21 protein-coding genes are annotated in these 19,513 nt (G+C 69.0%); 5 read left to right on the top strand and 16 right to left on the bottom strand.

Going from position 1 to position 19,513, the window contains the following annotated elements; all coding sequences use genetic code 11:
• Position 1 precedes the first annotated feature (1 nt).
• From ABEU20_RS04295 to ABEU20_RS04270, 6 genes are all read right to left on the bottom strand, one after another.
• Complete coding sequence (locus ABEU20_RS04295; protein WP_420163893.1) at positions 2-706, bottom strand: hypothetical protein; 705 nt, start codon at positions 704-706, stop codon at positions 2-4.
• Positions 707-833: 127 nt separating this feature from the next.
• Positions 834-2,042: an oxygenase MpaB family protein gene (locus ABEU20_RS04290; RefSeq protein ID WP_420163170.1), complete on the bottom strand. Its 1,209-nt coding sequence runs from the start codon at positions 2,040-2,042 to the stop codon at positions 834-836.
• A 107-nt stretch (positions 2,043-2,149) separates the two neighbouring features.
• Positions 2,150-3,985: an acyl-CoA dehydrogenase gene (locus tag ABEU20_RS04285; RefSeq protein ID WP_420163169.1), complete on the bottom strand. Its 1,836-nt coding sequence runs from the start codon at positions 3,983-3,985 to the stop codon at positions 2,150-2,152.
• A 100-nt stretch (positions 3,986-4,085) separates the two neighbouring features.
• Positions 4,086-4,697, bottom strand: coding sequence for a class I SAM-dependent methyltransferase (locus ABEU20_RS04280; RefSeq protein ID WP_420163168.1), 612 nt, complete (start codon positions 4,695-4,697; stop codon positions 4,086-4,088).
• Positions 4,698-4,852: 155 nt separating this feature from the next.
• On the bottom strand, positions 4,853-5,287 hold the full coding sequence (locus ABEU20_RS04275; RefSeq protein ID WP_420163167.1) for a nuclear transport factor 2 family protein: 435 nt from the start codon (positions 5,285-5,287) through the stop codon (positions 4,853-4,855).
• Between the two features lie 76 nt (positions 5,288-5,363).
• Positions 5,364-6,446: a DUF4185 domain-containing protein gene (locus ABEU20_RS04270; protein ID WP_420163892.1), complete on the bottom strand. Its 1,083-nt coding sequence runs from the start codon at positions 6,444-6,446 to the stop codon at positions 5,364-5,366.
• A 429-nt stretch (positions 6,447-6,875) separates the two neighbouring features.
• On the opposite strand from ABEU20_RS04270, the gene ABEU20_RS04265 reads away from it, so the two are divergent.
• Positions 6,876-7,892, top strand: coding sequence for a beta-ketoacyl-ACP synthase III (locus tag ABEU20_RS04265; protein WP_420163166.1), 1,017 nt, complete (start codon positions 6,876-6,878; stop codon positions 7,890-7,892).
• Positions 7,893-7,956: 64 nt separating this feature from the next.
• Here ABEU20_RS04265 and ABEU20_RS04260 read toward each other — a convergent pair whose 3' ends face one another.
• Positions 7,957-8,901: an aldo/keto reductase gene (locus ABEU20_RS04260; protein WP_420163165.1), complete on the bottom strand. Its 945-nt coding sequence runs from the start codon at positions 8,899-8,901 to the stop codon at positions 7,957-7,959.
• Between the two features lie 163 nt (positions 8,902-9,064).
• Between ABEU20_RS04260 and ABEU20_RS04255 the strand changes: the two genes are divergently transcribed.
• Positions 9,065-10,048 carry a GmrSD restriction endonuclease domain-containing protein gene (locus tag ABEU20_RS04255; RefSeq protein WP_420163164.1) on the top strand — a complete coding sequence of 328 codons (984 nt, stop codon included), beginning with the start codon at positions 9,065-9,067 and terminating at the stop codon, positions 10,046-10,048.
• A gap of 8 nt (positions 10,049-10,056) precedes the next feature.
• Here ABEU20_RS04255 and ABEU20_RS04250 read toward each other — a convergent pair whose 3' ends face one another.
• From ABEU20_RS04250 to ABEU20_RS04210, 9 genes are all read right to left on the bottom strand, one after another.
• Positions 10,057-11,463 (bottom strand): WS/DGAT/MGAT family O-acyltransferase, encoded by a 1,407-nt coding sequence (locus ABEU20_RS04250; protein ID WP_420163163.1) that lies wholly within the window; start codon positions 11,461-11,463, stop codon positions 10,057-10,059.
• A gap of 227 nt (positions 11,464-11,690) precedes the next feature.
• Complete coding sequence (locus ABEU20_RS04245; RefSeq protein WP_420163162.1) at positions 11,691-11,864, bottom strand: hypothetical protein; 174 nt, start codon at positions 11,862-11,864, stop codon at positions 11,691-11,693.
• Between the two features lie 57 nt (positions 11,865-11,921).
• Positions 11,922-12,224, bottom strand: coding sequence for a hypothetical protein (locus ABEU20_RS04240; protein ID WP_420163161.1), 303 nt, complete (start codon positions 12,222-12,224; stop codon positions 11,922-11,924).
• A 193-nt stretch (positions 12,225-12,417) separates the two neighbouring features.
• Positions 12,418-13,233: an ABC transporter permease gene (locus ABEU20_RS04235; RefSeq protein ID WP_420163160.1), complete on the bottom strand. Its 816-nt coding sequence runs from the start codon at positions 13,231-13,233 to the stop codon at positions 12,418-12,420.
• On the bottom strand, positions 13,230-14,402 hold the full coding sequence (locus ABEU20_RS04230) for an ABC transporter substrate-binding protein (protein WP_420163159.1): 1,173 nt from the start codon (positions 14,400-14,402) through the stop codon (positions 13,230-13,232). The genes ABEU20_RS04235 and ABEU20_RS04230 overlap by 4 nt, the downstream gene beginning before the upstream one ends.
• Positions 14,399-15,145, bottom strand: coding sequence for an ABC transporter ATP-binding protein (locus ABEU20_RS04225; RefSeq protein ID WP_420163158.1), 747 nt, complete (start codon positions 15,143-15,145; stop codon positions 14,399-14,401). The genes ABEU20_RS04230 and ABEU20_RS04225 overlap by 4 nt, the downstream gene beginning before the upstream one ends.
• Positions 15,121-16,170, bottom strand: coding sequence for an acyl-CoA dehydrogenase (locus ABEU20_RS04220; RefSeq protein ID WP_420163157.1), 1,050 nt, complete (start codon positions 16,168-16,170; stop codon positions 15,121-15,123). Before ABEU20_RS04220 ends, ABEU20_RS04225 begins: the two co-directional genes overlap by 25 nt.
• 6 nt (positions 16,171-16,176) lie before the next feature.
• On the bottom strand, positions 16,177-16,716 hold the full coding sequence (locus tag ABEU20_RS04215) for a DUF4242 domain-containing protein (protein ID WP_420163156.1): 540 nt from the start codon (positions 16,714-16,716) through the stop codon (positions 16,177-16,179).
• Positions 16,717-16,867: 151 nt separating this feature from the next.
• The gene (locus ABEU20_RS04210) at positions 16,868-16,972 is read right to left on the bottom strand and encodes a putative leader peptide (RefSeq protein WP_336385630.1); all 105 of its coding nucleotides are present in this window, start codon (positions 16,970-16,972) and stop codon (positions 16,868-16,870) included.
• 60 nt (positions 16,973-17,032) lie between these two features.
• Between ABEU20_RS04210 and ABEU20_RS04205 the strand changes: the two genes are divergently transcribed.
• From ABEU20_RS04205 to ABEU20_RS04195, 3 genes are all read left to right on the top strand, one after another.
• Positions 17,033-17,632: a TetR/AcrR family transcriptional regulator gene (locus ABEU20_RS04205; protein WP_420163155.1), complete on the top strand. Its 600-nt coding sequence runs from the start codon at positions 17,033-17,035 to the stop codon at positions 17,630-17,632.
• A 122-nt stretch (positions 17,633-17,754) separates the two neighbouring features.
• A complete protein-coding gene (locus ABEU20_RS04200) occupies positions 17,755-19,056 on the top strand; it encodes a S1 family peptidase (RefSeq protein WP_420163154.1) in 1,302 nt (433 codons plus the stop codon).
• A gap of 161 nt (positions 19,057-19,217) precedes the next feature.
• Positions 19,218-19,513, top strand: a 296-nt coding sequence (locus ABEU20_RS04195; RefSeq protein ID WP_420163153.1) for a putative immunity protein, incomplete at its 3' end; no start/stop codon positions are given.

The following is a 19,513-nucleotide window of genomic DNA, read 5'->3' as shown; positions in this document are numbered from 1 at the left end:
GCTACTCCTCGCCTTCCGGTGCGATGTCCGAGAGCGGATGGAATTCGTGGGCGGGCGAATGCGGCGGCAGCGGGTTGACCGCGGACGCGATCACCGTCTGCCGCGCTCCGAGCATCGCCAGGTGCTCGACGAGCTGCGCCCGATCGTGCTCCTCCCGGACCTGTTCGAGGTCGTCGATCAGCAGCAGCGGCGGGACCTTCGTGTTCGCGACGGCGATGCGAAGCAGCATGCTGTCGAGTTCACCGAGATCGCTGACGTAGTCGGTCAGCTTCGGCAGGGGGCGGTTCCCGAAGACCGGCGCACACACCTGCTCGAGCTCGCGCTGCCCGGCACGGCGGATCAGGAGGTACCACGTGGCGTCCCAGCGGATCTGCTCGGTGACGAGGTCGCGCACCGTCACCGACTCGGAGATGTTGTCGATGCCGTCGAAGCCTGCGATCGCCGAGACGGCGCGGATCCCGGCCGGTTTGGTGCGCCCCAGCACCCGCAACGTGCCCGACGACGGCTTCATCCGCCCGCTGAGCGTCAGCAGCAGCGATGTCCGGCCCGAGCCGGCGAAGCCCTGGATCACCGCGAGGCCCCCGAACGGGATGCGCAGATCCACCGGGCCGAACACCGGCCCCAGGGATCCGCTGCGCGTCAGTCCGTCGGCACGCACGGCAAGGGCGGGACCTGCGGGCTCGGAGAATCCGGTGCGCTCGTCCATGCTGGTCACAGCTGATCACCAACCTCGGCTCGGTGGCGGGATCGACTGGACAAGCCAAACACAACCGCGTGGTCTGCGCCGGATATGGAGCGAAACGGGGCGCGGGTGGGCCGGCCCGGGCGGTCCGTCAGTCCGGCAGTGCCACGACGTCGGCGATCTCGCCGTCGAGGATGCGGAGCCGGGCGTCCTCAAGTTGTCGTTCACCGTGGCGCTGCAGCCACCGGTTTCCGGCGGGGAAGCGTCCCATCACATGGTGTTTGACGACGTTGACGGCGAGTCGGCCGACCGGGTACCACGGTGGCCGCACCGGCACTTTCAGTGCCCGCACGCCGGCGGGACCGAGGAGTGTGGTGGCCAGCGACAGGCCACGCTCGTATTCGTAGCGCCGCCGCAGCCGGTCGAATCGGCCGTAGCGGGTGCGCAGGGGGAGTTCGACGAGCGACGCGGCCAGCGTGTAGCTGTTCTCGTCGGCCGCCGGGGAGGAGGAACCGATCTGGTACATCATGCGCAGTCCGGTCCGCTCGGCGAACGGTAGCCATGTCGGGTCGACGCCCATCAGCCAGCCGACGTAACACCACAGGTGCAGCACGGCGTCGGCCTCACGCCGGGTGTAGCGGACGCCGAGTACGCGGGTGTGCAGCAGGAAGGTGATGGAGAACAGGCCCAGCGTTCCGGCCTGGTCGAACTGGTTCACGGGAAGCCCGCGATCGCCGCTGTCCCAGTCGGTCTCGTGCTCGTGGTGGTAGTCGACGAACGCGTGCATCAGACGGACGTGCACGGACAGCGTGAACCCCTCGCCGAAGCGGTCCAGGCCGCCGTCGGCGACGCAACCGTTCCACCACGTCCCGGTCTCGGCGATGCGGCGACGGGTGCGTTCGCCCGTCAACCGGCCCGACGACGTCAGCACCGGCAGCGGCCCGGAGTTGTTGTACCCGCCCAACAGTGAGCCGTAGGCCAGCACGTCCCCCACGTCCGATCCGACGCGGCGCAGCGTGCGCGCGCCGAGCGCGATCTTGTCGCGGTCCACCCAGGCCGGGGTGTCCTCGAGCAGCGCGAAGTACTCCCGGAGCGGTTCCGGAGCAGCGGGGACGGAGTCGATGCCCTCGGCGAGCGCCTGCCGGAACTGCGCGAGTGTCACCGTACGGTCCTCGCGGATGGCCCGCACCAGGGCGGCGCTGGGCTCGTCACGCTCGAGCAGTGCGCGGCGCAGCCTGTCGGCCTCCTGCTCCGTCGCGTCGGGGGACGGCCACGCGAACGGCCGCAGCGGTGCGGTGATCCGCGCGGCGTGTGCCCGGTCGCGCATGTACCGGGTCGGGTAGTCGGTGGTGTGGGTCACAACCCCAGCCTGGATCTGACAATGGCCGTTGTCAACACTGTTGCGCGAAACGCCGATGCCGCACGACGAGATCGTCGTGCGGCATCGGCGTCGGGGAACGCGGCGGTCTAGAAGGCGGCCTCGTCCAGCTCCATGATGTCGTTGTCCAGGTGCGACAGGATGGTGCGCGTCGCGGTCAGCTCGGGCAGCACGTTCTTGACGAAGAACGACGCCGTCGCGACCTTGCCCTCGTAGAACGGCTTGTCCTTGTCCGACGCGCCCTCGTCGAGCGCCTTCAGCGCGATCTCGGACTGGCGCAGCAGCTGCCAGCCGATGAGCAGGTCGCCCACCGACATCAGGAAGCGGACCGAGCCCAGACCCACCTTGTACAGCTCGGTGGGCTGCTCCTGCGCACCCATGAGGTGGCCGGTGAGCGTGGCGGCCATCGCCTGGACGTCCTCGAGTGCGGTCGACAGCAGCGCGCGCTCGGTCTTGAGGCGGCCGTTGCCGGCCTCGCTGTCGATGAACTTCTTCACCTCGCCGGCCACGTGGGCCAGCGCGACACCGCGATCGCGAGCGATCTTGCGGAAGAAGAAGTCCTGCGCCTGGATGGCGGTGGTGCCCTCGTACAGCGAGTCGATCTTGGAGTCGCGGATGTACTGCTCGATCGGGTAGTCCTGCAGGAAGCCGGAGCCGCCCAGGGTCTGCAGGCTCTCGGTCAGGTACTGGTAGGCCCGCTCGGAGCCGACACCCTTGACGATCGGCAGCAGCAGGTCGTTGACGCGGTGCGCGAGCTGCTCGTCGGCGCCCGACACCAGCTGCGCCATCTCGGGCTCCTGGTGCGCGGCGGTGTAGAGGTACACCGCGCGCATGCCCTCGGCGTACGCCTTCTGCATCGCCAGGCTGCGGCGGACGTCCGGGTGGTGGGTGATGGTGACGCGCGGCGCGGTCTTGTCCGTCATCTGCGTCAGGTCCGAGCCCTGCACGCGCTCCTTGGCGTAGTCCCGCGCGTTGAGGTAGCCGGTGGACAGCGTCGAGATGGCCTTGGTGCCGACCATCATGCGGGCGTGCTCGATGACGTCGAACATCTGCGCGATGCCGTTGTGGACCTCGCCGACCAGCCAGCCGACGGCCGGGGTGCCGTGGCCGCCGAAGGTGAGCTCACACGTCGCGGACGCCTTGAGGCCCATCTTGTGCTCGACGTTGGTGACGAAGGCGCCGTTGCGCTCGCCCAGCTCGTTCTTCTCGAAGTCGAAGTGGAACTTGGGGACGAAGAACAGCGACAGGCCCTTGGTGCCCGGGCCGGCGCCCTCGGGGCGGGCCAGGACCAGGTGGAAGATGTTCTCGAACAGGTCGTCCGAGGTGGCGGACGTGATGAAGCGCTTGACGCCCTCGATGTGCCAGGTGCCGTCGTCCTGCTTGATGGCCTTGGTGCGGCCGGCGCCCACGTCGGAGCCGGCGTCCGGCTCGGTCAGCACCATGGTGGCGCCCCAGCCGCGCTCGACCAGCGCGGCGGCCCACTGCTTCTGCTCGTCGGTGCCGTTCTTGAAGAGCACGTCCGCGAACGACGGACCGGCGGCGTACATGAACGCGGCCGGCTGCGCGCCGAGGAGCATCTCGGCGATGGCCCACACCACGGCGCGGGGGACGGGTACGCCGCCGACCTCCTCGCTGAGGCCCATGCGGTACCACTCGGCGTCCCACATCGCCTTGAACGACTTCTTGAAGGACTCCGGCAGGGTCGCCTCGTGCGTCTCGGGGTCGAACACCGGCGGGTTGCGGTCGGCGTCGGCGAAGGCCTCACCGAGCGGACCCTCGGCCAGGCGCGCGACCTCGGACAGCATGTCCTTGACGGTGTCGGCGTCGAGATCCCCCCACACGCCCTCACTCAACGGCTTGTCCAGACCGAGGACCTCGAAGAGGTTGAACTCGAGGTCGCGGACGTTGCTCTTGTAGTGGCCCATGTTCTCTCCCTGAAGTGGCACTGCGTTGGTGCGGTCTGTCTTTCCGTCGAGTACCGCCCAAGTAGCTACTCGTCGGTAACTTAGCCGATGTTACTCGCGATTAAGTTAGCTGCCAAGGATCGGGCTTGCGGGCGACGAGGAGCGCGTCGATCGCGGTGCCCGACTCGGTGTCACGATAACGCCGTTCGGCGGTCAGGACGTCGAGTCGTCCGTCGAGATCGGACTTCAAATCCTCTGGGGTGTAAAGAATCTCGTGATCGGGCGGCCCGCCGACCCCCTCGGTCGCGTTGAGCGTGTCGTGGCCGAGAATGATGAGGATTCCCTCGGGTTTCAGGCCGTCGATGATTCGGCTCACAACTGCCCGTCGCTGCGCCGGATCGAGGTGGACGAAGATCATCAGGACCAGGTCGTAGCCCGAGACGTCGGTGGTCGTGATGTCGTCGACGGCGTACGCGAGCCGGTCGCGCACCCGCCGCGGGGCCTGCGTCGCGATCTCCCGGGCCTTCTCGATCGCCACCGCGGAGAAGTCGACGCCCGTCGTTTCCCATCCGCGCGTCGCGAGCCACAGCGCGTGCCGGCCCTCGCCGCACGCCAGATCGAGCGCCCGACCCGCCGGGAGCGACGTCGCGAACTCCACCACGACCGGATTCGGCGGCGTCCCCCACACGGTCTCCGCCTGCGAATACCGCGCGTCCCAGTCCTCTGCCTTCATGGCTACGACCGTATCCCCGCCCCTCTCCCCGCGCCCCCGACTCGCGTTGTGCGCACTTGTCGCGCTCCGGGGGGCCGGATTTTCGCGACAAGTGCGCACAACGCGGGGGCGACGGGCCCGGTTGTCGGCTCAGCCGACGGGGCCCGATTGTCGGCTCAGCCGACGGTGATGCGGCGGTGGGCCAGCTTCCAATGCCCGTCCTCGTAGAGGTGGGTGTCGTCGTAGCGCCCGACGCCGGCCAGGCGCGGCTCGGTGGCGGTGTCGCGGAAGAACAGCCAGTACGCCGTCGACGACGCCTCGACGTCCGAGTCCAGCGACACCGCGACGGTCGTGATGACGTGCCGGCTCGACGTGCCCGGTCCCTGCACGCCGCCCGCGCGCCGCTCCCGGACGCCCTCCTCGATGGCCTCGACGCCCGTGCGGAGCTGGGCGGCCATGCCGGTCACCGGGTTGGCCTGCGACTCCCAGACGGCGTCGGCGGTGAAGTGTTCGAGGTACTCCTCCACGGTGCCGTCGTCGGCGAGCTGCGCGATGCGGGACAGGAGGTCCTGAATCTCGCCGCGGGGATCGGTGCCGTTCTGCTGTGCCACGTCGTCTCCTTGTTGAGGCAAACCAAATGTTTGCTCGGGACGGTAGCAGCGGTTCGGGCGGCGCGCGCCGACGTTCTCAGCGCTGCAGTGTCGTGTGCATCAGCAGCACGTTGTAGTTGGAGTGCACGGTGGTCAGGAAGTACAGGTCGGGGCCCGACGACCACGGGTGGATGTACGCGCCGTACATCGACGGCAGTTCGGGGCCGTCGACGAGGACCTCCGGGGCGCTCCACGGCCCGGTCGGGGACGGAGCCCGCCGCATCACCACGGAGTTGCGGTCGTCGGTGGTGAGCATCAGGTACTGGCCGAGGAACGCGTTGTACTGGACCGAGATCTCGCCGACGCCGCCGAACACGATCGGCGCCGCGACGTCCGGGTTCTTCGGCACCCACTTGCCGCCGTCCCAGTACTCGTACGCGTCGAGGTTCCGCATCTGCTTCTCCGGCACGCGGGTGAGGTACACGAGTCCGCCGCGGCCGGGGGGAGTGCCGTACTGATAGACGAACTCCCCGTCCTTGACGAACGCGCCCATCTGGAAGTTCCGGTTGCCGCCGACCGGGGGACGCCGGGTCTCGGTGGCCTCCACCCAGTTCTCGCCGTTGTCGGTCGAGAACGCCAGGCTCGAGTAGTTGGTCTCCCATTTGCCGGGGTCGCCCCAGTTCTTCACGGACATGATGCTCATGTACTGCATTCCGTCCGCGGCGATCCCGGCGGTGGGGATACGACTGATTTCGACGAACGGGATCTTGGGGCTGGGGATCAATTCCTTCGACTGGCCGACGATGTCTCGGGGGGTGCTGTCGAACGTCATGCCGTCGGCGAGATTGTCGTCGGAACTGCGGAAGAGGACGTTGCTGCGCCACGACCACAGGCTGCCGACGAGCAGGTTCGGGATGCCGAGTCCGGCGGTGTCGCCGAATGCCGTGAGTACCTGCCCGTTTCCGTTGTCCCACATGACACCCAGGTCGGTGCCGAGGACGTTGACGTCCTGGGTGCGGTTGGCGCTCAGCAGACCCGTCGCCTGCGCCACGGCCCGACTGCGCCCGTGGAGTGCCGGTACCCCGCTGGTGCCGTTCAGCACCGGAATGGGATTCACCGTATTGGGATCGGCGGCGGCCGGTACGACGAGCGTGAGAATTGCAGCGCCGGCGCACATCATGGAACCGACGACGGTGTGAACTCGATTCCTTTTCACGGACGTCCCCATCTGCGGTGGAATTCGGAATGTCGCCGGTGCAATTGCCGTGCTGACGGCGGCTTTTCGGGCGGATAACACGCTAGCAGGATTGTCGATTCGAATTGCGGCGATTCCGGGGTTAACGCATTTGTCACATTTGTCCTCGATTATCGCCTGAATCGACCTTGCGTGCGCGAAATGGATCGATTCGTTTCTCCGGGGTGTTTCGATCCGGGCGTGTTCGGTCGGACGTGGTGGCGCCCGCATGCGCCGCGTGCGCGGCGGCAGTCGGGACCCGAGTAACAACCCGGTCCTACCGTGCGAAGTACCGTGTCGTGGGAAGACGGGGCCAGGTGGGCCCCGCCACGTGGCGGCTCGGGCCGCGAATCAGTGCAGTAGAGGAGACCAAACATGGGTGCGCAGATCTCGAACTCTGCCGAGGTCCGGCAGTCCGCCATCCTCGGTTTGGGGGTTTACCGCCCGCAGCGGGTCGTGAGCAACGACGAGATCTGCGAGACGATCGACTCCACCGACGAGTGGATCCAGTCGCGCTCGGGCATCAAGAACCGCCGCTTCGCGAACGCCGAGGAGTCGGTCCTCGCGATGGCGATCTCCTCGGGACGCAAGGCCCTCGAGGCCAGTGGCATCCTGCCCGAGCAGATCGGTGCCGTCGTCGTCGCGACCTCCACCTACCCCTCGCAGACGCCGCAGTGTGCCGCTGTGGTCGCCGACGCCCTCGGCACGGGCGGACCTGCCGCATTCGACGTCACCGCCGGCTGCGCGGGCTTCTGCTACGCGCTGTCGATCGCGTCCGACATGGTTCGACTCGGCACCGAGGACTACGTCCTCGTCATCGGCGTCGAGCGCATGAGCGACAGCACCGAGCCGACGGATCGCTCGGTGCGCTTCATCTTCGGTGACGGTGCGGGCGCCGTCGTCGTCGGCCCGAGCGACGTCACCGGCATCGGCCCCGTCGTGTGGGGATCGGACGGCTCCCAGTCGCAGGCCATCCGCCAGGAGCCGGACTGGCTCGCGTTCGCCGAGGATCCGACGCAGCGTCCCTGGATCAAGATGGAGGGCACCTCGGTCTTCCGCTGGGCCGCCTTCGAGATGGGCAAGGTCGCGACGCAGGCCCTCGAGCGTGCCGGTGTCGCGATGGAGGATCTCGGCGCGTTCATTCCGCACCAGGCGAACGGTCGCATCAACGAGGTCATCGCCCGCAGCATCAAGCTCCCCGAGTCGGTGCCAGTGTCGGACGACATCGCCGAGACCGGCAACACCTCGGCCGCGTCGATCCCGCTGGCGATGGAGGAAGTGATCCGCACGGGCAAGGCGAAGCCGGGCGAGCTGGCGCTGCTGGTCGGCTTCGGTGCGGGCCTGTCCTACGCCGGCCAGGTCGTCATCCTGCCGCCGCTCGCGCAGGACTGACCTCCCCCCGACGAACGACACCGACGGCGGGTCCGCTTCTGTGCGGGCCCGCCGTCGGCGTTCGTCACCGTCCGGCGAAGAAGTCGTCGATCATCGCCAGTTCGTCCTCGTCGAGGGGGCGACGCAGGTGCGAGACGTTGCGTGCCACCTGTGCGGGCGTGGACGAGCCGATGAGGACCGACGCGACCTGGGGCTTGGCATCGAGCCACGCGACGGCCAGCTCCGAGAGCTGCCGGTCGAGTTTGCTCGCGAGCGCGAGCAGGTCCTCGACGCGGGCGAGTGCCTCCTCGGTGGCGGTGGACGCGAAGTACTCGGACTTGTCGAATCGGGATCCCTTGGGGAACTCGGTGTTCCGGCGGTACTTGCCGGTGAGCAGGCCCGCAGCCAGCGGGTAGTAGGGGATCACCGCGAGCTCGCCGCGTTCGCACGCCGGCACGATCTCGTCCTCGACCGCGCGCTCGAGCAGGTTCCACTCGATCTGGGCTGCCACGAACCGGGGCAGGCTGCGCTCGGTCGAGGTCTCGACGGCGTGGTCGATCTGCGCGGCGGAACTGTTGGAGCACGCAACGTGGCGCACCTTGCCCGACCGGACCAGCTCGTCGAGCGCGCCGAGGGTGTCCTCGATCGGCACGGACGGGTCCGGTGCGTGCTGGTAGTACAGGTCGATGTGGTCGACGCCGAGCCGGCGCAGGCTGGCGTCGCACGCCTGCCGGACGTAGTCGGGCGCGGAACCGCGCTCCGTCTCACTCATCGGCGCCCCGAACTTCGTTGCGATCACCGCCTCGTCGCGTCGGCCCGCCAGTGCCGCGCCGAGGATCTTCTCCGACTCGCCGGTCGTGTAGACGTCGGCGGTGTCGAAGAACGTGATGCCGTGCGCGAGTGCGGCGTCGACGACCGCGTGCGACTCGTCAGCGTCGATCCTGGAGCCGAAGTTGTTGCAGCCCAGGGAGACCGTCGAGACGACGAGATCGGTTCCCGGCAAGGTCGTGTACTGCATGTTTGTGGACATCGAACTCCTGACGCTGGCACTCGGATGGGCCGGTGAGCTGCCCGGTTTCGGACATTACGCCGAATGTGGCGTTGCCCGCGAGAGCGAATTCCGGTGTGTGGTATCGCCCGGCTAGGATGCGCTCTGCGAACATATGTACGAGAGATGAGGAATCGCGTCGCCCGTGAGTGCTGTGAAGATCGACAAGTCCTGGGTGGCCGGATTCGCCACCGTCGCCGTGCTGTTCGCCGGAGGCTGCACCGCGACCGCGCAACCGTCGTCGGGTTCGGCGTCGGATCCGGAGCAGGTGCCGAGCACCACCGTGCAGGTCCCGGGCGAACAAACGGTTGGTGAAGCTGTCGTCGACCCGACTACCGCGGACGGGGCGCTGGCGGGGTTGGCCGCCCTGCCGATCCGCGAGCGTGCTGCCAAGAACGGATACGACCGGTCGCAGTTCGGCCAGGCATGGACCGACAACGTCACGATCGCGGGCGGACACAACGGCTGCGACACCCGCAACGACATTCTCAAGCGAGACCTGGTCTACATCACCACCGATCCGATGAGCCGCGACTGCACGGTGCTCTCCGGCACGCTCGACGACGTGTACACCGGCAAGACGATCCGGTTCGTCCGCGGTGTCGAGACGTCGAGTGCGGTGCAGATCGACCATGTCGTCGCGCTGTCCGACGCGTGGCAGAAGGGTGCGCAGGAACTGGACGAGGCGACCCGGCGCAACCTGGCGAACGATCCGCGCAACCTGCAGGCCGTCGACGGGCCCACCAACCAGGGCAAGAGCGATGCGGACGCGTCGGCGTGGCTGCCGCCGAACCTGGCGTACCGGTGCACGTACGTGACCCGTCAGATCGAGGTGAAGGCGGCGTACCGGCTGTGGGTGACGCAGTCCGAGCACGACGCGATGGCCCGCGAGCTCGCCTCCTGTGGCGCAACGGGATCCGCTTCTCCGGCGCCCGAGCCCGTGCCCGTGCCCGCGCCGGCTCCCGCGCCGGCCGACGTCTCGCCCGCGGGTGCTGGTGTGCCGTCCGGTGACGTGTTCTACGCGAACTGCAAGGCCGCCCGGGCCGCGGGTGCCGCACCGCTGCACCGTGGACAGCCCGGCTACCGTGCCGCGATGGACGGCGACGGCGACGGAGTGGCCTGCGAGTAGTCGGCCGGTCAGATGCCGACCGCGGCCTCGAGCGCGGCCAGCTCGTCGTCGAGGTGATCGAGGATCGGCTCGAGTCGCGGGACGGCACGGCGACAGCCGGTGAGCCCGAAGGCGATCGCGTTGTCGGTACTGGTGCAGGTGATGTTGAGGGCCTGCCCGTCGAGCGTGACCGACAACGGGTAGAGGGCGTCGAGCCGGCAACCGTTCCAGTAGAGCGGGGCGTTCGGTCCCGGGACGTTGGAGATGACGATGTTGAACGGCGGCCGCACCGGGCCGTGATGACCGAAGAGCATGTCCAGTGCCAGTGGCGCCGACCCGAGGGCGCTGAGGGCGATCACCTGCGTGGGGGTCATCCCGCGCAGCGCGGCCTTCCCCTCCGCCATCGACCGGCGCACCGTCTCGAGACGCTCGCCGGGGTCTGCGTGATGGGTGCCGAGATTGCACATGAGCATGCCGATCTCGTTGCCGCCCGCCTCGTTCGGGGCCCCGATCGGCTCTGGCCGGGTCTTGTCGTTCCGCAGGGACACCGGGACCATCGCGACCAGCGGGCGCTCGGGGAGCGCGCCCCGCTCGGCGAGATAGCGGCGCAGCGCGCCGGACGACATCGCCAGCACGACGTCGTTGATGGTGCCGTCGGCGTACTTCGCCACCAGCCGAAGTCGGTCGAGTGCCCAACTGCGAGCGACGAATTGGCGTGCCCCGGTGATCGGCACGTTGAGAGCGGAGTGGGGTGCCGAGAAGGACATGGGACCGCCCTGGTTGCGCAGCGCGCGCAGCACGCTCCCGGCCAGCGCGGGGACCAGCCCGGTCACTTCCCCAGCCACATCGATCGCGGTGCGGACTGCGGAAACGGGGCGATCGAGCATTCCGGTCATGTTGCGGCGTTGAGTAATCCGCGTACGTGGCTCCCATGGCGCGGGCATGTTCCGCTTGTCCGAGTCCACCGTCAGCGATCGACGCAGCAACCGCATGGCGCCGACTCCGTCGGCAACGCTGTGGTGGATCTTGGTGTAGACGGCGAATCGGCCGTCGGCGAGGCCCTCGATCAGGTGCATCTCCCACAGCGGTCGATTGCGGTCGAGCAGGCTGCCGTGCAGACGCGAGACGAGGGCCGACAGTTCCTCCATCCCGCCGGGGTGCGCGAGGGCGTCGTGCCGGATGTGGTGACCGATGTCGAACTGGTCGTCGTCCTCCCAAAACCACTGTCCGAGTGACGAGGCCGAGCGCCGGGGCCGCTTGCGCAGCAGGGGGGCCACCTCACCGCGGGTCATCGCGACGTCGAGCATGCTGCGCACGTCGCGGGCGTCGGCTCCCTCCGGTGGCTGCAGCAGCACGAGTCCGCCGACGTGCAGTGGATGCTCCCGGGATTCACCGAGCAGGAAGACGGAATCGGCCGGTGACATGGGGAGCGGCATACGGGGGTCGCCCTTCGGGAGTGGCGGACCGGCCGATGCCGTCCGCAGTGTCGTGGATCACAGTGTGCAGTCAGTTGTACGTGATCCCCGCCGGGCGCGCCACCTGTTCGAATGTCCAGGTAGATCGGTGTTTATGGGTGTTTGTCGGAAGTGTCGGAGTGTTCGCCCGTTTGGTCCGTACTCGGTCGGCGGCGGCCGCTGCCCCGCAGCGGCGGGACCCGGGTGTCCTACGGACGCGTATCGCGGGGGTGGGCTTCCTCGGCCGTGACGGTTGCGAAGTCCCAGTCCATGGTCGAGCCGAGCTCCTCGCGGTCGGCACGCCGGATTCCGCGTCCGATCAACACGGACGCGCCGAGGGCAACCACGATCCACACGCTCAGTGCGATCCACAGCCATGACATGTTTATTTTTCTAGCACCGGGACCTGTGAAAAGTTGAAGTATTGCCTGAGAGCTAGCTCACGCAGGGGAAAGCGCCTGCGCGCCGATCCGGAAGCGGTTGCGGGCGTCGTTCACGGTCAGCACCGCAATGCCGAGGGAACGGACCTGCGCGAGCAGCAACGCGTCGGCGGGACTGCAGATGCCGTCGAGTGCGTCGTCGTCGACCACCGCGTAGTCGACGCTGCCGTCGGCGGTCTCCGCGCGACCGTAGCCGAGTGCGAGGGCCAGGTCGCGGGCCTCGTACAGCGCCGCCGAACTGCCGACGAAAACGACGTCGCCCTTGATCGAGGCGGTGACCTGATCGTCGAGTGCGTGGTTCATGGGACTCCTTGTGGCGACTTGTGGCGACGCGGTACCGGCGTCGAACATCGGATGCGTGCTCGACCGGAGACTGCCCCGCGGATCGTGAGGCCCTCGAATGGTAGGTCGCGGGGAGCGGGTTCGCTCGCCTGCGGCCGCACTGCACCGGTCAAGTCTGCCGGGGCGCAGACCGTGGAGTCGACGGTCGCGTGGGTCAGCCGACGGGGACCGCGGCAGGTGCGTGCACCGTTTCGGGGCGCCGCCGGCGCCGGGTGGTGAGCAGGCGCTGGGCCGCGGAGTCGAGCAGGAACCCGAGCAGACCGATCACCAGGATCACGGCCATGACCTGGTCGTAGGCGAGTTGGTCGCGCGCGTTGAGGATCTGGTAGCCCAGCCCGGACTGCACCCCGAGCATCTCGGCCGGCACCAGCACCACCCAGGCGATGCCGAGCGCGACGCGAAGGCCGGTCTGCAGATGGCCGCGGATCGCGGGCAGGACCACGGTGGTGAGCCGTTCGGTGCGCGTCGCGCCCATCGATCGGGCCACCAGCAGGTGACCGGGGTCGATCGCGTGCACACCCGCGGCGGTGTTGATGACGATGGGCCACACGGCCGCGGCGGCGATGAGGAAGAACACCGGGCGGTGGCCGATCCCGAACAGCGCTACCGCGATCGGCGCCCACGACAGCGGGGAGATCATCCGGAGGAACTGGGTCACGGGCCGCACGGCCCGGTCCACCGTCGGATTGAGTCCGATGAGCAGGCCGAGCGGGATGCCGATCACCGCGGCGATCGACAGCCCGACGAGCAGACGCCACATGCTGGCGGCGGTGTCCGGCAGCAGCACGCCGCGTTCGATCAGCCCGCCGAGCGCGGGCAGCACCTCCTGCGGGGCGAAGTCGCGGATCAGTGAGTCGCCGGACGCCAGGATCGTCGTGGCGAACCACCACGACAGCACCGCGACGGCGATCGCGGTGAGGGGCGGCCACCACGCGGACCACCGTGAACGGGAGGGCTGCCGACTGCTCACGTGGGATCCACTTCCTCGGTACGGGTCAGATGTGCGGGGAGCCCGAACACGGCCGGGCCACCGGCGGTCGTCAGGGACTGCCGCACGAAACGGTCGTCCACCAGATCGGCGTGGACGGAGGCCGGATCGAGCCGGGCCAGGAACCGGCGGTCACCGTCCACCTCGGTCTCGTGCATCGCTTCGACCAGGGCCTGGGTGAAGCTGGGGAACGGGAAGGGTTGGTATCCGATCCGCTGCGGCTGCCAGGTCTGGTGGGTGACGGGGTATGCGTCCGCCGGATAGGTGAGTGCCTTCGTGATCGCCGGGAGCGGCTGCGGCAGATAGCGCCCGGCCTTCAGCATCTCGGCGGCGTGCCGGCGGTCGGCGTCGATACGTAGTTGAGCCGACGTCACGGCATCGGTGAGTCGTTGGACCCCTGCGGGATCGCGGTCGATCACGTCCTCGTGGACGAGCAGGGCGCAGCATGCGTGATCGCGCCACACGTCGCCGAGGAACCGGTGGATCCGACCGACGCCCTTGATCTCCGCGGCTGCGTTGAACGGATCGGCCACCGTGTAGCCGCCGATCGCGCCGTTCGCGAGCGCGGGCAACATGTCGGACGGGCTCATCACGACCAGGCCGACGGTGCCGTCAGACTTCGACGCCGCGGTGCGTACCACCGGGCGGAGCCCGTTCGCGCGCAGCAGCTTCTGCAGCACGATGTTGTGGATCGACCACCAGAAGGGGATCGCGACCTGGCGTCCCGCGAGCTGCCCGAGGTCGGTGATGTCGGGTGCCACGGTGAGGGCCGACCCGTTGGTGTGGTTCCAGCCCAGGACCCGCGCGGCGCCGCCGAGCGAGTACCGCAACTGCACCGCCATCGGCATCAGCAGGTGCACGACGTCGACGTGCCGGCTCATGAACGCCTCGGCCAGGCTCGACCAGCTGCGGAACATCACCGGTTGTGTGGGGCTCACCGGGTTGCCGTCGAACATCCCCGTGTTGTGGGCGACCAGCAGCGGCGCCGCGTCGGTGATCGGCAGGTAGCCGACCCGCAGTCGGCCCGTGGTGTTCGCGCGGCTGGTACCGGCGGTGCGGGCGAGGTCGACGACCCCGGCGAGGCCACCGGCCGCGGCCAGACCGACCGCACCCTGCAGCAGCGTGCGCCGGCTCAGTGCTCCTCCGCTCACGTTGAGGTCGCCCCGACGAGTGCGGACGTGCGGTAGGCCGCCAGGATGTCGCTGCGCAACGTGTCGTCGTCGACGGCGGCTGTCGCGCAGTCCCATTCGCGACGGACGGTGCCGCCCTCGCCGATCAGGACGATGCGGTGGCCGAGGACGATCGCCTCGTCGATGTCGTGGGTGACGAGGATGGTGGTGCAGCCGATGTCCTCTGCGACGCCCGCGAGCCAGCGCTGTAGGTCGCCGCGGATCGCGGGATCGAGCGCGCTGAACGGCTCGTCGAGGAGCAGTAGCGTGGGCCGGACCGACACGGCGCGGATCACCGCGACCCGCTGCGCCTGTCCGCCCGAGAGTTCGTCCGGGTACGAGTCGGACACCTCGGCGAGCCCGAAGCGGTCCAGGAGGTCGTCGGCGTACGACGGATCGAAGTCGGAGGCGTTGGCGGCGAATCGGCCGCCCAGGCTGACGTTCTCGCGCACGGTGAGCCACGGCATCAGCAGGGGCTTCTGGAACACCACGCCGGTGCGCGGACGGGCGTCGCCGCTGGGCTCGCCCCAGCCGATCGTGCCGGAGTCGAGCTCGTCGAGCCCGGCGATGATGCGGAGCAGGGTGGACTTACCGCTGCCGCTGCTGCCGACGATTGCGAGGACCTCGCCCTGTGCGACAGCGAGGTTCACGCCGTCGAGCACCGGGCGTCGGCGACCGTGGAAGCTTCTGCGCCCGCCCGCTATCGAGACTGCGAGAGTTCCCACCGCAGTTGTCCTTCCGAGGGTGACTGAATGGGCAGGAACGCGGCCTCGCGGAAGCGGCGGTTGGTCGGGTGCTTGGCGGCGTAGCCGGCACCGCCGCGCAGCGTCGCCTCCAGTCGCGTCGCCGCCACCGCGACGTGCGAACCGTCCAGCCGGAGTTGGATCAGGTCCCGAACCGGGACGTCGTCGATTCGGGCGGCGAAGTCGTACAACCTGTTTCGAAGAGAGCGGTAGTCGTCCGCGAGTGTCGCGTGCTCGTCGGCGAACTCCGCACCGAGCCCCGTCAGCAGGGCCGCGCCCTCGGTGAGCGACGCCCCGGCGATGCCGCTGCAGAACGACGTCTGCAGGGCCAGGAAGGTGGGCCGGATGGATCGGCAGAACGACGTGAGCCCGGTGCTGACGAGCTGCGATTCGGGCACGAACACCCGATCCAGGGCGAGGGACGTCGACGCGGTCGCGCCGAGGGCGAGGAGGTCCGGTGCGGGATTGATGCCGACCCCCGACGTGTCGGCATCGATCACCGCGACGTACGTCGAACCGTCGTCGCCGCGTGCCGGGAACACGATCACGGCGTCGTCGAAGACGTTGGACGCCCAGCGGATCGGACCGCTGATCTCGATACCGCCGTCCACCGCCGTGGCGATCAGGGGGACCTCTCCCAGTCCCGCCGCCTGGCGCAGCCCGGCCGCCATCGCGGTCACCCCGATCGTGGTGCCCGCCGCCAACCGGTCGCGGTACCGGTCCCGCACGCTCGCCGGGCCCCGGTCGACGTACTCGAGGCACATGCGGTGGGCCCATACGCCGAATCCGGCGCTCAGGCTCTCGGCGGAGACGTCCTCGATGACCGCGACCATCTCCGCGAGCGGGCTCTCGCCGAAGCCGAGGTCGAGCAGCCCCAGGGAGCCGAGCAGTGCCACGTCCCGGCGGGTGTCGGTCTCGCCCCGGTCGAGCAGGACGGCTCGGTCGCGCACAGAGGCGCGAACCAGCTCCCGTTCAGGGGCTTTCGTGGAATCGGTGGTCGCGGTCATCTGGTTCTACCGTTCGGTGTCGAGCTCGTGCAGGCGGCTGACGGGGGTGCTGACCACGTCGCGGGCGCGGCGCACGGCCTCCTCGTCGGGGGCGTTGTAGAAGCACAGGCACTTGGCGGTGTCCTCGCGGACGTACGTGCGCAGGAAGCTGACCTCGGGGATGTTCGCGTAGAGCGGCGACTTCTCCTTCTTGCGGGTCAGGTAGGTCTCCATGTCGATCTCGGCCGGGATGTCCCATTCGACGAGGTACCCGGCGTCGGGGCGCGCGGCCTTGATCTCCTCGATGTCCGCGCCGACGATCCGAACCAGGTGCGGGCCATCGAGTTCCGCGGCCTGCAGGACGTCGGCGTCGAGCAGCGGCGCGGCGCAACCGTCGAACTCGGTGATCGCGAAGATGCGCTCGCCGCCCTTCGTCACCTGGGTCTCGATCAGCTCGCCGCCGGAGGTCGCGGTGGAGGCGTCGAACTCCTTGATGATCTGCTCGATCTGGTCCCGGCGCTCGGCGCTGGGGGCGATTTCGTACAGGTACAGGGCCTTCGAGGACATGACGGAACCTTCCGGGAGTGGTGGTGGACACCGCCGAGTGGCCGCGCCCGACGGGAGTCGTGCGACGGCGGAGCGAGAAGCCGGGAGACGGCGGGCGCAGACGGGTGTGTTTCGACACCCGTGGCGGGGGCGGGTCCGGGGGTCGCTGAAATCAGCGCATCATGGGGCGACGACAAGCAGCGCCGGCCACCCGCACCAGATCAAGGTGCAGGCGGCGGGTCAGGAAACTGCGGGTCACGGCCAGCAGTCTAGGCATAGACAGACCTGTCTGTCTACTCGTGCGGAAGGGTGCGCGCGGGGTCGCTACGCTGTCCTGGTGTCTCCATCCCTGCAACTGCGGAAATCGACCCGAACCGACAACCTGTCGCCGGCCGAGCGCCTGCTCGCGACCGCGACGGAACTGTTCGCCGTCAACGGGATCCGCGCCGTCGGGATCGACCGTATCCTCGCCGAGTCCGGGGTCGCGAAGGCCAGTCTGTACTCGTCGTACGGGTCCAAGGACGGGCTAGTGCACGCGTACCTGGAAGCGCTCGACTTTCGCGACCGCACCCGCTGGGAGGGGGCCGTGGCGGAGGTGACGGCGCCGCTCGACCGGGTCCTCGCCTTCTTCGACCTCGCTGCCGCGTCCGCACCGGTGCGGAACTTTCGGGGATGCCAGTACCTCAACGCCGTCACCGAGTTTCCGGGAGACGCGGTGCCGATGCTCGCGCCGGTACAGGCGCACCGGCAGTGGGTGTTCGCGCGGATCGCCGAGAACCTCGCCGCGGCCGAGATCGCAGACCCGGAGTCCGCGGCGGCACGGATCCAACTGATATACGACGGTGCGCTCGCCGGATCCAAGTTCACGCATTCCGAAGAGCCGATCCTTCTGGGCCGACGGATGGTCGAGGGCTTCTTGCGTCCGCTGGGGAACTGACCACGCCGAACCGCCGTACACACCCGGCGTGATGTCGTATCTTTGCTCTGCCGCTCGGCGCCGAGGTCGTCGACTTGCGGTGGGTGCGGTCACCTACTGACGGCACCCACCGAAGGGGCGATATGCGTTCGAGGCTCGCGAGTTGCGCCGCTGTTGTCGGCGCCACGGTCATGGCGGTGGCGTTGTCGGCCATGGGCGGCGCACAGGCGGCACCGGACTCGGCTCGGCAGTCCGCGGCTGCTCTGCCGGCCGATCTCGTGGTGGCGCTCCAGCGGGACCTGCACATGACGCCGCAGGAGTATGTGGACCGGGCCGTCGCCGCACAGCGGGTTGCCGACTATGCGAGCGAGCTTCGCCGATCGGATTCCGCCGGCGTCGGTGGCGCGTGGCTCGCGCCCGACGGGACGCCGACCGTCGCGGTCACGACGCAGGCGGCCGCGAACCGCGTGACCGCCGCCGGATACCGCGCCCAGATGGTTCCGCTCTCGACCAGCGGTCTGGAGATGCGGCCGACGGTGCCGAATCGGCGGTCGACACCGCCGCCGAGCTTCCGTGTCGCGACCGGCACGACACCGTCCACGATCGGGGGCGACGCCTACCTCACCTCCGCCCAGCCGATCGTTTCCGCGTCGTCGTATCTCGTCTGCTCGTTCGGGTTCGCCGCGGCCGACACCGCGGGTAATCCGCTGGCGCTCAGTGCCGGTCACTGCGACCCGAACCGTCCCGCGGCCGGGACCGCGAATGCGGCCGGGGTGTACGAGCCGAAGATCGGTGATCTCCGAAACAGCAGGCTGGTGGGCGGTTTCGCGCAGTCGGGCATCGGGGACGAGGGCGGGAACCTGGACTACTCGGTGATCGGGTTGGCCCCCGGCGTCGTCTCGACGACCGGGCTCGGTCAGCCGACGGTCCGAGGCGGGAGCGGCAGTGCTCTCACGATCACCGGCATCGCCGTGCCCGTGGCGGGAGCTCCGGCATGCAAGTCGGGTCAGACCTCCGGCTACACGTGCGGGACGATCGACTTCGCCGACTACGACACCGTTCTGGGCGGCGACGGCGGTGAGAGCTGGAACGTGCGCGGCTTCTCGACCACCGCGTGCACACTCGGTGGCGACAGTGGCGGCGCCATCATCACCGGCACACTCGCACTCGGCATCACCAGTGGGTCGAGCGTCTCCCACTACCGGGACTGTGCGACAGCGGAAGCCGAGAATCCGGAGGGCGTCATGAGCCTCGGCATCCCGATCCATGCCGTCCTGGCCAGGGTGAATCAATCGTCGGACGGGTGTGTCACGCTGCGCACCGCCCAGAACCCGGCGGGCGTCCCCAGCTCCCCGAACTGCGAGATCGAGACGATTCCCGCGCCGACACCGACCCCCACGCCCGCTCCATCGAGCGGCTCCGGTTCACTGTCGTTCGGTAGCTGAAGCGGCACACGCTATGTGGATGGGCTGGAGCTTGGGAGCCGGAGTTTGCGCACACTCATGGGTCGGGCTCCGACGCTGAAAAGCTTTGAGCCTCGCCGAGTCGCGGACGGTATGTTCCTCGGGAGTGCCTGGCCGGCCGTTTGCGGAAGGAGTGCGAATCGATGATTCTCCCGAAGGTCCGGGACCCGCGTCTGGTGACGATCCGCCGCGGCGGGACTCTGACGGATTCGGATCATCACCTCCTCGCTCTGTGGGCGGCGTCGTGCGCGGAGCACGTTCTCGACTTGTTCGAAGCGGTCCGCCCCGACGACCCGCGGCCCCGTCAGGCGATCGAGGCGGCCCGGGCATGGGTGCGCGGCGAGATCGCGATGATGCAGGCCCGCGCGGCCGGCGGACACGCGATGGGGGCGGCGCGGGACCTGCGCGGGGCGGCGCGGCACGCCGCCACGACGTCGGG

This window comes from Rhodococcus parequi (assembly GCF_046042785.1).
Taxonomy (GTDB): domain Bacteria; phylum Actinomycetota; class Actinomycetes; order Mycobacteriales; family Mycobacteriaceae; genus Prescottella; species Prescottella parequi.
This window is presented reverse-complemented; position numbering and strand designations above follow the sequence as displayed.

Bases quoted from the DNA above. Each gene is read 5' to 3' on its own strand.
- ABEU20_RS04295 (WP_420163893.1), bottom strand. From the start codon at position 706: ATGGACGAGCGCACCGGATTCTCCGAGCCCGCAGGTCCCGCCCTTGCC.
- ABEU20_RS04285 (WP_420163169.1), bottom strand. From the start codon at position 3,985: ATGGGCCACTACAAGAGCAACGTCCGCGACCTCGAGTTCAACCTCTTC.
- ABEU20_RS04280 (WP_420163168.1), bottom strand. From the start codon at position 4,697: ATGAAGGCAGAGGACTGGGACGCGCGGTATTCGCAGGCGGAGACCGTG.
- ABEU20_RS04270 (WP_420163892.1), bottom strand. From the start codon at position 6,446: ATGATGTGCGCCGGCGCTGCAATTCTCACGCTCGTCGTACCGGCCGCC.
- ABEU20_RS04265 (WP_420163166.1), top strand. From the start codon at position 6,876: ATGGGTGCGCAGATCTCGAACTCTGCCGAGGTCCGGCAGTCCGCCATC.
- ABEU20_RS04260 (WP_420163165.1), bottom strand. From the start codon at position 8,901: ATGTCCACAAACATGCAGTACACGACCTTGCCGGGAACCGATCTCGTC.
- ABEU20_RS04250 (WP_420163163.1), bottom strand. From the start codon at position 11,463: ATGCCGCTCCCCATGTCACCGGCCGATTCCGTCTTCCTGCTCGGTGAA.
- ABEU20_RS04245 (WP_420163162.1), bottom strand. From the start codon at position 11,864: ATGTCATGGCTGTGGATCGCACTGAGCGTGTGGATCGTGGTTGCCCTC.
- ABEU20_RS04240 (WP_420163161.1), bottom strand. From the start codon at position 12,224: ATGAACCACGCACTCGACGATCAGGTCACCGCCTCGATCAAGGGCGAC.
- ABEU20_RS04220 (WP_420163157.1), bottom strand. From the start codon at position 16,170: ATGACCGCGACCACCGATTCCACGAAAGCCCCTGAACGGGAGCTGGTT.
- ABEU20_RS04215 (WP_420163156.1), bottom strand. From the start codon at position 16,716: ATGTCCTCGAAGGCCCTGTACCTGTACGAAATCGCCCCCAGCGCCGAG.
- ABEU20_RS04210 (WP_336385630.1), bottom strand. From the start codon at position 16,972: ATGCCTAGACTGCTGGCCGTGACCCGCAGTTTCCTGACCCGCCGCCTG.
- ABEU20_RS04200 (WP_420163154.1), top strand. From the start codon at position 17,755: ATGCGTTCGAGGCTCGCGAGTTGCGCCGCTGTTGTCGGCGCCACGGTC.